Here is an 11,702-nt window from a genome sequence, read left to right on the forward strand (position 1 = left end):
CGTCTCATACACGGTTGATCGACACGCCGCCGTCGACCAGCATCGCCGTGCCGGTGGTGAAGCTGGAAGCGTCGGAGCAGAGGAACAGGGCGGCCTCGGCGATTTCCTCCGGCGCGGCGATGCGCTTGAAGGCATTGAGCCCGGCAATGAACTGCCGCGCCTCCGGCGTGTTCGCGACAGTCCGCCCCATGGGCGTGTCGGTCGCGCCCGGCAGCAGCGCGTTGACGCGAATGCCTTTCGGCCCATATTCCGATGCGAGCACCTGCACGAGGCCGATGAGGCCCGACTTCGAGGCGGCATAGGCGGCGAGCCCCGGAAAACCGGCCGTGTAGCCGACGAAGGTGGAGGTGTAGACGAGGGCGCCGCCGCCCCGAGCCTCCAGGGCCGGCAACTGATGCTTGGCGGCGAGGAAGCCGCTGGTCAGGTTGACGGCCAGTACGTCCTGCCAGTCTGCCATCGACAGTTCGGGGAGGGGGCCGACAGGGCCAGTCGTGCCGGCATTGTTGAAGGCGATGTCGAGGCCTCCGAATTCGGCCATCGCCGCTTCGACAAGGGCCTTGTGATGGACCTCTTCGCCGACATCGCCGGGAACGGCGATCACGCTGCCACCCTCGGCGCGAATTTCCTGCGCGACCGCCTCCAGCCGTTCGCGTCCACGGGCGGACAGTACGACCTTTGCGCCTGCTCGCACGAAGCGTAGCGCGGCGGCGCGGCCGATCCCGGAGCTGGCGCCGGTGATGATGGCGATCTTGTTGGTGAGGCGGGTCATGGGTGGCTCCCTTGCCGGTTCCTGATGAGCGCCGGTGTCGCAGACGCACGATTGGGGAACCACCCGATTCCGGCGCAAAACGAAAAGACCCGGCGCGAAGGCCGGGTCCTCTGTTCCAGTGATGTCAGGCGTCTCAGAAGAAGCCGCGGCGCTGCCACCAGCCGCCCTTCTTGGGCTTTTCCGGTTCGTCGCCTTCGGTTTCCGGCTTGGCCGAGGACTTGACGACGGGCGCGCTTGCGATCGTCGAAAGGTCGCGGTTGGCGCGGGCGGGCTTGGCCTCATCCAGCACGGCTGCCGCTTCCTCGACGGCAGGCTCGACCGCCGCTTCCGCCGGCTGTTCCTCGACCGCGGTCTGGGCCGCCGCGTCCGCTGCAGCCTTCTCTACGGGCTCTGCGGCAACCGCCTCGTCGCCGGTCTTTGCCTTCGCCTTGCGGGTCCGGCGGGCCTTCGGCGCCGGGGCTTCCGCCACCTCGGCCACGACCTCGACGGGGGCGGGCTGCCCCTCGATCGCAGCTTCGGCGGCCGCGTCCAGGTTGTCGTCGACGGCTGCCGCGACTTCGGCCTCTGCCTCTACCGCTGCTTCGCCTTCGTCTTCGAAGCCGTCGGCCGCATCCGCGTCTGCAGTGATGTCGCCTTCGTCGCCGCGGTTGCGGCGTCCGCCGCGCTTGCCGCGCCGGCGGCGCTTGCGCTTGGACTGGTCGCCGTCGGCGGCGACGCGGGCGGCATCGCCCTCGCCATCGGCTTCACCGGCCTCGCCCTCGGCATCCTCGCCGTCCTCGTCCTCGTCGCCGGCCTGTTCGCCGCCGAAGGAGGCGGTGTCGCTGCCCTCGGCGCCGTCCTGGCCGCCACGGCCGCGGCGGCGGCGGCGGCGCTTGCGCTTGCGTCCGGCCTGGTCGTCGGAGGCGGCAGCGGCTGCCGCCGGCTTCACGGCCTCGGCTTCCTCGTCGATCTCCTCCTCGATGACGATGTCGTCGTCTTCATCGGGCTCGGGAGCGAACTGGACGAACTGGTCGATCCTGACCGGGTTCTCCACCGGCTCGCCGCGGTCGATCGCAAAGTGCTGCGCGCCGACATGGGCGTCCGCGTCGATGACGATATGGACGCCGAAGCGGGTCTCGTAGTCGCCGATCGTGCCGCGCTTGTGGTTGAGCAGGTAGAGTGCGGTGTCCGGGGTCGTGCGCACGGTGATGTTGTGCGTCGTGTTCTTGAGCAGGTACTCCTCGATGCCGCGCAGGACGTGCAGCGCCACGGAGGATTGCGAGCGCACATGGCCGGTGCCGTTGCAGTGCGAGCAGATCTGCATCGTGCTTTCGAGCACCGAGGCGCGGATGCGCTGGCGCGACATTTCGAGCAGGCCGAAATGCGAGATGCGGCCGACTTGGATGCGGGCGCGGTCGTTCTTCAGGTGGTCCTTGAGGCGCTTCTCGACGGCGCGGTTGTTGCGCTTCTCCTCCATGTCGATGAAGTCGATGACAACGAGGCCGGCAAGGTCGCGCAGGCGCAGTTGCCGCGCCACTTCCTCGGCCGCCTCGAGGTTCGTCTGCAGCGCCGTTTCCTCGATCGAATGCTCGCGGGTCGAACGGCCGGAGTTGACGTCGATCGAGACGAGCGCCTCGGTCTGGTTGATGATGATGTAGCCGCCCGACTTCAGCGTCACCTGCGGCTGCAGCATCCGGTCGAGCTGGGCCTCGATGCCCGAGCGCGAGAAGATCGGGTGGATGTCGCGATAGGGCTGAACCACCTTGGCGTGGCTCGGCATCAGCATCTTCATGAAGCCCTTGGCTTCCTTGTAGCCTTCCTCGCCGGCGACGACGATCTCGCCGATGTCCTTGTTGTAGAGGTCGCGGATCGAGCGCTTGATGAGCGAGCCTTCCTCGTAGACGAGGCAGGGGGCGGTGGAGTTGAGCGTCAGCGTGCGGACGTTCTCCCACAGGCGCATCAGGTATTCGAAGTCGCGCTTGACCTCGACCTTGGTGCGGTTGGCGCCGGCGGTGCGCAGGATCACGCCCATGCCCTGCGGAACCTCGAGGTCGCGGGCGATCTCCTTCAGGCGCTTGCGGTCCTGCGGGTTGGTGATCTTGCGCGAAATGCCGCCGCCGCGGGCGGTGTTCGGCATCAGGACCGAGTAGCGGCCGGCGAGCGAGAGATAGGTGGTCAGCGCCGCACCCTTGTTGCCGCGCTCTTCCTTGGCGACCTGCACCAGCAGGATCTGCCGGCGCTTGATCACTTCCTGGATGCGGTACTGCTTGCGCGGGCGGCGCGCCGCGCGGTCGGGAACCTCTTCCATCGCGTCCTCGGCGCCGACCGATTCGATCACTTCCTTTTCTTCGTGGTGATCGTCGTCGTCATCGTCGTCGTCGTCCGGGCGCTTGCGCACGTCCTCGGAGATCACGTCGGTGTCGACGGCGGCGGCCATGTCGCCGGACGGCGTCTTGCCGTCCTCGTCGTCGGCAGGGGCGGCCTCGGCCGTTTCAGTCGCCTCGTCCTTCGCGGCGGCCTTCTTGGCGCGCGGCTTGCGGGGCTTCTTCGCCTTCGGCTTGGCTTCTTCTTCGACGGGGGCAGCCTCGGCTTCGACGGCAGCTTCCGCGGCGGGAGCGGTTTCAACCGTTTCCTCGACGGCGACGGCCTCGACCGCCGTTTCCGGCTCGTCTGCGGCTTCCTGCCTGACCTTTATCGGCTGGGCGGGGACCGGTGCGGTCTCGACATGCTCGATGTCGTCGTCGCGGCGGGCTTCCTCGGCCTCGGCGCGCAACAGCGCCTGCCGGTCGGCCAGCGGGATCTGGTAGTAGTCGGGGTGGATTTCGGCGAAGGCCAAAAAGCCGTGCCGGTTGCCGCCGTAGTCGACGAACGCCGCCTGCAGCGACGGTTCAACGCGGGTCACCTTGGCAAGGTAGATGTTGCCGCGGATCTGTTTCTTGTGCTGGGATTCGAAATCGAATTCTTCTATGCGGTTGCCGCGTACGACAACGACGCGCGTCTCCTCTGCATGAGACGCATCGATAAGCATTTTGTCTGCCATGAAAGTTCTGCTCCTCGGCGCAGGTCAAGCCTGTCTGGCGACCGCCCGCCAAAGGGCGGGGGACCGGAGGGAGGGAGCGCTGCGCCGGATAAGTGATTCCCCGTCGGGGCTGGATGAGCGGGCCGCGGCCAGACAACGGCTGGTACGATCACGCACCGGAGCCTGTTAACCTCTGACAAATACCGCAGCGACAACATCAACGTCCAAACGAGAATGCCAATGCCATAGACCCAAAAGGTCCGATGAAGCGGGCGTGAGTGCCCATGGTGGATATCCACCGTTGAATTTGGTCCGGCCACCGCCGGATTACCGCGATTCCATTGCTCGGGAAGAAGCATTGCGACGGCGGATGAAGGCCAGTTTCGGCGCCAAATCCAAATGGTTGGCTGCCCGCCTGCGGCTTCTATCCCGTCTGTACTTTTTCCTTGAAATCGCTTTTATGTTCAATATGTCACAATGGCAAGGAAAAAGCCCTGGCCGTCACAATTATGATGGAATCCGGCCGGATGGAATGGCCCCGGTCCGGATGGAGTGCGGGCGGGTGGTAAGCTTTGGTTAACCCTGCGAATGCAAGTTGGTGCGCGGGCGGCCCGATGTGTCGCCGCTGGCGCGCGCGGCCGAATCGCGGTTGGATCCCGGCGCCATGATGTTCAGTTTCTTGACGAGGGAGTGACCGGGTGAGGGTCGAAGCGGCGAAGCGGCGTTCTGCGATGCACCGGCTTTCCGGTGTCGCGTGCCTTCTGGCCGGCATCCTCGCCTTCGTTCCCGCGCCCTCCCAAGCGGCGGGGACGGACGTGCCGACGGCCTCCATCCCGGCCGACGCCTCCATTCCGGCCGACAAGATGCCGCTGGTCGCCTATTCCGGCCGGGTCGCCGGCGACGACGCCCGCACGCGACTGATCCTCGACTTCGACAAGCGGCCGGAAATTTCGGTGCACTATGTCGCCAATCCCTACCGCATCCTGATCGATCTGCCCGACACGGTGTTCGCCCTGAAGAAGGACGACGTCGCCGCACGCGGGCTTTTCTCCGACATCCGCTACGGCGGCATGGCCGCTGGAAAGTCCCGCATCGTCCTCACCGCCGACCGTCCCGCAAGCGTCGTCGCTTCCGAGGTGCGCAAGGAGGAGGGGGGCTATCGGCTCGTGGTCGACACCGCGATCGTGACGGAGGACGCGTTTGCGAAGCTCCTCAGCGGCCAGAGCTGGAAGGACGCCGCCGCGGTGGCAGAGACCCGGCCGGTCCTGCCGGGAGCGGCGACCGGCGACGGCGGGACGTTCGTGATCGCCGTCGATGCCGGCCATGGCGGCATCGACAACGGCGCGCAAGGGGCGGCGACGGGGACCCACGAGAAGGCGGTGACGCTCGCCTTCGCCCGGGAGCTGACCACTGCCCTGAACGCTTCGCCCGCGACGAGGGCGGTGCTGACCCGCGACAAGGACGAATTCCTCTCCCTGTCGCAGCGCGTCCAGCTCGCCCGCAACCAGGGCGCCAACCTGCTCATATCGATCCATGCCGACACCCTGCGGCAGAAGGATATCCGCGGCGCCACCGTCTATACGATCTCCGACAAGGCCTCCGACAGCCTTGCCGCGAACCTCGCCGCGCGCGAGAACCTGTCCGACGAGATCGCCGGCATGCCGTTGCAGGGCGAGCCGGCCGAGGTCGCAGATATCCTGATCGATCTCACCCGCCGCGAAACCCAGGCCTTCTCCATCAGCCTCGCCAGGGAGGTGGTCGGCGCCTTCGAGGGCGAGGTGAAGCTGATCAACAATCCGCATCGCCACGCCGGCTTCCGCGTCCTCACTGCGCCGGACGTGCCTTCCGTCCTGCTCGAGCTCGGATTCCTGTCGAACAAGGACGACGAGCAGCTTCTGCTCGACCCGGCCTGGCAGAAGAAGGTTGCGGGCCTGATCGCCGAGGCGGTGCAGCGCTATCGCTCGGTCGTCATTGCCAATGGCGGCTGATCCGCCGGGAAACCGTTCGCCGCTCTGTCAGTTTGCATGCATGTGCCGAAAAAGTGACAGCACGGGCAATTGTTTCGTGGCCTTCGCGCGTTGTTTGCAGTAAGCCCTATTTTCCTCACATTCGGGGCTCTAGTCGGGGTCATGTATCCGGACGACTCGATGGCGAATTCTCTGGTCGCCTGCCGCGATGGCCGAGGTCGCCAGTACCCGCGCATGATGCGGTGCGCCTTCATCGTCCTGGCTGATGAAATGATAGGATACCGGTAACGGCACATGGTCAGATTGATTGGATATTTTTTCGGGATTGGCACCGTCTTTTTCCTCGGTGTGGCCGCGATCGTCGCGGTCTATCTCGCCAATGTCACGAAGGATCTGCCCGACTACGAGGTGTTGAACAGCTACGCCCCGCCGGTGACCACGCGCGTGCACGCGACGAACGGCGCGCTGATGGCCGAATATGCGCGCGAGCGGCGGCTCTATCTGCCGATCCAGGCCATCCCCGACCGGGTGAAGGCGGCCTTCCTCTCCGCCGAGGACAAGAACTTCTACAACCACCCCGGCGTCGACGTGACGGGCCTCTTCCGCGCGATCGTCACCAACCTCCAGCAGATGGGCTCCGGGCGCCGTCCGGTCGGTGCGTCCACGATCACCCAGCAGGTCGCCAAGAACTTCCTTCTCTCCTCCGACCAGACCATCGACCGCAAGGTGAAGGAGGCGATCCTCTCCTTCCGCATCGAGCAGGCCTATTCCAAGGACCGCATCCTCGAGCTCTATCTCAACGAGATCTTCTTCGGGATGAACTCCTACGGCATCGCCGGCGCAGCGCTCACCTATTTCGACAAGTCGGTCACCGAGCTTTCGATCGCCGAGACGGCCTATCTCGCGGCCCTGCCGAAGGGGCCGAACAACTATCATCCCTTCCGCCGCACCGAGGCTGCGATCGAGCGGCGCAACTGGGTGATCGACCGCATGGTCGAGAACGGCTACGTCACCCGCAGCGAAGGCGACGAAGCCAAGAAGCAGCCGCTCGGCGTGACGCCGCGCAACCGCGGCTCCTATCTCTTCGCCTCCGACTATTTCGCCGAGGAGGTGCGCCGGCAGATCATCGAGCGCTACGGGGACAACGCGCTCTACGAAGGTGGCCTGTCCGTGCGCACCTCGCTCGACCCGCGCCTGCAGGTCATCGCCCGCAGGGTCCTGCAGGGCGGCCTCATCAGCTATGACGAGCGCCGAGGCTTCCACGGCCCGATCAAGACCGTCGAGATCGGCAGCGACTGGGGCATCGAGCTGAGCAAGGTCGCAGGTTACAGCGACGTGCCCGAATGGAAGCTCGCCGTGGTGCTCGCGACCGACGCCGAGGGCGCCGACATCGGCCTGCAGCCGCGCAAGGAACCGTCCGGCAAGGTGGCCGAGGAGCGTGTCACCGGCCGCATCGCGGCGGACGCGATGAAATGGGCCTACCGCTCGGCCACGGGCGACCGCAAGACGGCCCGCTCGCCGGAAGGCGTACTGTCACCGGGCGACGTGGTCTATGTCGAGCCGACGGAGACCGACGGCAGCTACAGGCTTCGCCAGCCGCCGCGCGTGCAGGGCGGGCTGGTGGCGATGGACCCGCATACCGGGCGCGTGCTCGCCATGGTCGGCGGCTTCTCCTACAGCCAGTCCGAATTCAACCGCGCGACGCAGGCGATGCGCCAGCCGGGCTCCTCGTTCAAGCCGTTCGTCTACGCCGCAGCCCTCGACAACGGCTACACGCCCGCTTCCGTCATCATGGACGCCCCGATCGAGATCGTTTCCGGCGGCGAGGTCTGGCGCCCGCAGAACTACGGCGGCGGCTCGGCCGGCCCCTCGACCCTGCGGCTCGGCATCGAGAAGTCGCGCAACCTGATGACGGTCCGCCTTGCCCAGGACATGGGCATGGGCCTCGTGGCGGAATATGCCGAACGCTTCGGCGTCTACGACAAGATGAATCCGGTGCTGGCCATGTCGCTCGGCTCCGGCGAGACCACGGTGCTCCGCATGGTCTCGGCCTATTCCGTGCTCGCCAACGGCGGCAAGCAGATCAAGCCCTCGCTGATCGACCGCATCCAGGACCGCTACGGCAAGACGATCTTCAGCCATGAGGAGCGGACCTGCGAGGGCTGCAATGCCCAGGACTGGGAGAACCAGGAAGAGCCGAACGTGATCGACAACCGCGAGCAGGTTCTCGATCCGATGACCGCCTACCAGATCACCTCGATGATGGAAGGCGTCGTCATGCGCGGCACCGCCGCCGGCAAGATCAAGCTCGACCGCCCGGTCGCCGGCAAGACCGGCACCACCAACGACGAGAAGGACGCCTGGTTCGTCGGCTATACGCCGGACCTCGTCGCCGGCCTCTATATCGGCTTCGACAGCCCGGCCCCGCTCGGACGTGGCTCGACCGGCGGCTCTCTGTCGGCGCCGCTCTTCAACGAATTCATGCAGGCGGCGATCGAAGGCACCCAGCCGACCAAGTTCCTCGTGCCCGAAGGCATGCAGATGATCGCGGTCGACCGCAAGACCGGCATGGCCGCATCCGAGGGCGATCCCGACACCATCATGGAAGCCTTCAAGCCCGGAACCGGCCCGGCCGACGTCTTCTCGGTCATCGGCGGCGACGAGTTCATGGAGCCGGAGGAGATCCTGCGCAGCTCGCCGCAGGCCAACCAGGCCGTCACCGGCGGCCAGAGCGGCCTGTTCTGAGCCACTCGTCCTGACCGGACAGACAGAATGAAAAAGGCGGGCGTTCTCCGACGCCCGCCTTTACATCTTTCGGCCATGTGACTATCTCACGGGCCAACTCGCAAACCACAGAAGAAAACGGATATGCGCGCGGAAATCGAGAACGTAGTCGACGAAATCAAGCAGGCCATAAGCCTGCTGAGGAGGCATCTTTGACTGGGATCAGGCGGTAAGACGACTGGACTGGTTGAACAACAAGGCAGAGGACCCGAGCCTCTGGAACGATGCATCCGAAGCGCAGAAGCTGATGCGCGAGCGCCAGCAGCTCGACGACGGCATCAACGGCCTGCGCGGGCTGGAGCAGCAGCTGAAGGACAACATCGAGCTGATCGAGCTCGGTGAGGAAGAGGGCGACGCCGACATCGTCAAGGATGCCGAGGCTGCGCTCAAGGAACTGCGGACGGAAGCCAACCGCCGTCAGGTCGAGGCGATGCTGTCCGGCGAGGCCGACGGCAACGACACCTATGTCGAGGTCCATTCCGGCGCCGGCGGCACCGAGAGCCAGGACTGGGCGAACATGCTTCTGCGCATGTACACCCGCTGGGCCGAGCGCCAGGGCTTCAAGGTCGAGCTGCTGGAGATCCACGACGGCGAAGAGGCCGGCATCAAGTCCGCGACGATCCTCGTCAAGGGCCATAATGCCTATGGCTGGATGAAGACCGAATCGGGCGTGCACCGGCTGGTGCGCATCTCGCCCTACGACAGCAACGCCCGTCGCCACACCTCGTTCTCGTCGATCTGGGTCTATCCGGTCGTCGACGATTCGATCAGCATCGACATCAACGAGAGCGACTGCCGCATCGACACCTACCGCTCGTCCGGCGCCGGCGGCCAGCACGTCAACACTACCGATTCGGCGGTGCGTATCACGCACATCCCGTCCGGCATCGTGGTGGCCTGCCAGCAGGAACGCTCGCAGCACAAGAACCGGGCCAAGGCCTGGGACATGCTGCGCGCCCGCCTCTACGAGGCCGAGCTGAAGAAGCGCGAGGAGGCCGCCAATGCCGAGGCCGCGTCGAAGACCGACATCGGCTGGGGCCACCAGATCCGCTCCTACGTCCTGCAGCCCTACCAGCTGGTCAAGGACCTGCGCACCGGCGTCGAAAGCACGTCGCCCTCGGACGTGCTCGACGGCGAACTCAACGACTTCATGGAAGCCGCACTCGCCCACCGCGTGAGCGGCGGCGCCGACGCGGTCGTGGACGACCTGGCCTGACCGACATACGGGTCCAATGATAGAGGACGGCGCCGCAAGGCGCCGTCTGTTTCCCGAAGCGGGAGGCGCCGATGCCGGTGGCCTGCAGGGGACGCGATAGCACCCCGCGTCCCGCTCAGTTGCTGGCCTTCTCCACCGTCAGTTCGCCGATATCGTCGATCAGCACCGTCCAGGCGGTCGATTCCGCCGCTTGCGGGTCCGTCTTGAGGTGGACGGTGGCGAACATGCCCGGCTGGCCCTTCACGCCGTCGGAGCTTTCCGGCCGGATATCGGTGACATAGGCCTTCATCGTCGAGAATTCCTCCAGCTCCGTCGACGAGGCGATCGCCGGTCCCTCGGACGTCGCCTCGATCCGCTGCAGATGGATCTGCGCCGTGCCGTCCGGCTGGCGCAGCGAGAACAGTTTGTAGTAGCCCCGCCGGACCGCCGACGTCTCCGGCGTCGCGGCGCGGAAGCGGCTTGCTTCCCGCCCTCATTGCCCGCCTGTTCCTCCCAGTAGCCGGTGCTGACGGCGAAGGTCACGTTCGCAGGCAGCGGCGAGGGTTCCTGCGCCACCGCGGCAGGCGCGACGGCAAGCAGGGCCGTAAGGGCGATGATTGCGGGGAAGGGACGGGACATCTGTTGCGCCTTTCGTGCCTGGCTGGTTCTTCGCGCTCGATCCGGGCTAGTACTGGAACTGCTCGGACAGGATGCGCTCCGACCAGGAGTGGTCGGGATCGGAGAGGATGATGGCAGTGGAACTCTCCGACTGGGCGATCCGCACCGAGCGGACCGACTTGATCTCGGTGTAGTCGGCGACGGCGTTGACGGGCCGCTTCTCGGGCTCGAGGATCTCGATGTCAACGGTGACCCGGTTCGGCAGCAGCGCCCCGCGCCACCGCCGCGGCCGGAACGGGCTGACCGGCGTCAGGGCCAAAAGCGGCGCCTCGAGCGGCAGGATCGGGCCGTGCGCCGACAGGTTGTAGGCGGTCGAGCCGGCCGGCGTCGCCAGCAGCAGGCCGTCGCAGATCAGTTCCTGCAGCCGCGTCCGCCCGTCGATGTCGACCCTCAGCTTGGCCGCCTGGTAGGACTGGCGGAAGAGATAGACCTCGTTGATCGCCAGCGCCTCGCTGACCTGGCCGTCGGCATCGACCGTGCGCATTTCCAGCGGCCGGCAGATGTTGGCCACCGCCCGTTCGATGCGGGCGGGCAAGTCCGCCAGGCTGAAGCGGTTCATCAGGAAGCCGATCGAGCCGCGGTTCATGCCGTAGACCATCTTGCCGGAGTTCATGGTCGTATGCAGCGTCTGCAGCATGAACCCGTCGCCGCCGAGCGCGACGATCACGTCGGCCTCCTCCGGCAGGGCGTCTCCGTAGCGTTCGACCAGCTGGTCGCGGGCCTGCTCCGCCTCCGGTGCCTGCGAGGCGACGAACGATAGCGATCGTATCTTGCGGCTCATCTTCTGTGCTTCTGCCTTCCTGCCCGACTGTCCTGCCCCTCCGGCCGCTCCCCGGGCCGGGCCGGCAGGAGCACGCCTGCAGGCACGTCTATTTGGCACGCCGCGCCGGCAAGCGCATCATGTTTTTCAAACGCTTGCCGGAAAGCCGACGAAGCGCCCGCCGACAGGAGACCACCGGTTTGCATTCGGTCAGTTGCGCAAAGAATGACGTCCGGTTTGACGGGATGAGGGGAGCCGTTCCTGAAGTAAAACATCAGGTCTTGCGTCGAAATGAATGATTTTATTGGTGAGCGCGCAGGGATTCGAACCCTGGACCTACTGATTAAAAGTCAGTTGCTCTACCGGCTGAGCTACGCGCTCCCGAAAGCGGGCGCAGGCCCCCTGGAAGTGGGCGGACATATAGCAGGCGTCTTTTTCCGGTCAACCCGTAAAATCGCGTCGAATCGGGCTTTTGCTGCATTTCGCCGCGCACGGAGAAACGTGCTTGGCGCGGCCCGGCCGGGCGTTTATGGATGCCATGGACGTCGCGC

The 11,702-nt window shown here is 66.0% G+C and carries 6 protein-coding genes, 1 tRNA gene and 1 pseudogene; 3 read left to right on the forward strand and 5 right to left on the reverse strand.

Annotated features, from left to right (window positions below):
* Window positions 1–4: 4 nt before the first annotated feature.
* The gene (locus tag OCK02_RS19065) at window positions 5–769 is read right to left on the reverse strand and encodes an SDR family oxidoreductase (RefSeq protein ID WP_263814403.1); all 765 of its coding nucleotides are present in this window, start codon (window positions 767–769) and stop codon (window positions 5–7) included.
* Between the two features lie 133 nt (window positions 770–902).
* The gene (locus tag OCK02_RS19070; RefSeq protein ID WP_263814404.1) at window positions 903–3,788 is read right to left on the reverse strand and encodes an Rne/Rng family ribonuclease; all 2,886 of its coding nucleotides are present in this window, start codon (window positions 3,786–3,788) and stop codon (window positions 903–905) included.
* A gap of 710 nt (window positions 3,789–4,498) precedes the next feature.
* On the opposite strand from OCK02_RS19070, the gene OCK02_RS19075 reads away from it, so the two are divergent.
* The 3 genes from OCK02_RS19075 to prfB all read left to right on the forward strand — a co-directional run bounded on the left by OCK02_RS19075 (window position 4,499) and on the right by prfB (window position 9,734).
* Window positions 4,499–5,755: an N-acetylmuramoyl-L-alanine amidase gene (locus tag OCK02_RS19075; protein ID WP_412178864.1), complete on the forward strand. Its 1,257-nt coding sequence runs from the start codon at window positions 4,499–4,501 to the stop codon at window positions 5,753–5,755.
* A 273-nt stretch (window positions 5,756–6,028) separates the two neighbouring features.
* Window positions 6,029–8,479 (forward strand): penicillin-binding protein 1A, encoded by a 2,451-nt coding sequence (locus tag OCK02_RS19080; protein WP_263814406.1) that lies wholly within the window; start codon window positions 6,029–6,031, stop codon window positions 8,477–8,479.
* A 123-nt stretch (window positions 8,480–8,602) separates the two neighbouring features.
* Window positions 8,603–9,734 (forward strand): peptide chain release factor 2 gene (prfB, locus tag OCK02_RS19085; RefSeq protein WP_230803908.1). Its coding sequence is split into 2 segments (ribosomal slippage): window positions 8,603–8,671 and window positions 8,673–9,734, totalling 1,131 coding nucleotides; the frame shifts between segments, so codons are not numbered across the junction.
* A gap of 115 nt (window positions 9,735–9,849) precedes the next feature.
* On the opposite strand, the pseudogene OCK02_RS19090 reads toward prfB, so the two are convergent.
* The 3 genes and pseudogenes from OCK02_RS19090 to OCK02_RS19100 all read right to left on the reverse strand — a co-directional run bounded on the left by OCK02_RS19090 (window position 9,850) and on the right by OCK02_RS19100 (window position 11,532).
* Window positions 9,850–10,352 (reverse strand): annotated as a pseudogene (locus OCK02_RS19090) (hypothetical protein).
* A gap of 46 nt (window positions 10,353–10,398) precedes the next feature.
* The gene (locus tag OCK02_RS19095; RefSeq protein WP_230803912.1) at window positions 10,399–11,172 is read right to left on the reverse strand and encodes an NAD kinase; all 774 of its coding nucleotides are present in this window, start codon (window positions 11,170–11,172) and stop codon (window positions 10,399–10,401) included.
* A gap of 284 nt (window positions 11,173–11,456) precedes the next feature.
* Window positions 11,457–11,532 (reverse strand) — tRNA-Lys (locus OCK02_RS19100).
* Between the last annotated feature and the right edge of the window lie 170 nt (window positions 11,533–11,702).

Source organism: Rhizobium sp. TRM96647, assembly GCF_025780115.1.
Taxonomy (GTDB): Bacteria; Pseudomonadota; Alphaproteobacteria; order Rhizobiales; family Rhizobiaceae; genus Mycoplana.

What these genes read in the sequence shown, in the direction of transcription:
- OCK02_RS19065 (WP_263814403.1), bottom strand. Translation starts at nt 769, where the DNA reads ATGACCCGCCTCACCAACAAGATCGCCATCATCACCGGCGCCAGCTCC.
- OCK02_RS19070 (WP_263814404.1), bottom strand. Translation starts at nt 3,788, where the DNA reads ATGGCAGACAAAATGCTTATCGATGCGTCTCATGCAGAGGAGACGCGC.
- OCK02_RS19075 (WP_412178864.1), top strand. Translation starts at nt 4,499, where the DNA reads ATGCACCGGCTTTCCGGTGTCGCGTGCCTTCTGGCCGGCATCCTCGCC.
- OCK02_RS19080 (WP_263814406.1), top strand. Translation starts at nt 6,029, where the DNA reads ATGGTCAGATTGATTGGATATTTTTTCGGGATTGGCACCGTCTTTTTC.
- OCK02_RS19095 (WP_230803912.1), bottom strand. Translation starts at nt 11,172, where the DNA reads ATGAGCCGCAAGATACGATCGCTATCGTTCGTCGCCTCGCAGGCACCG.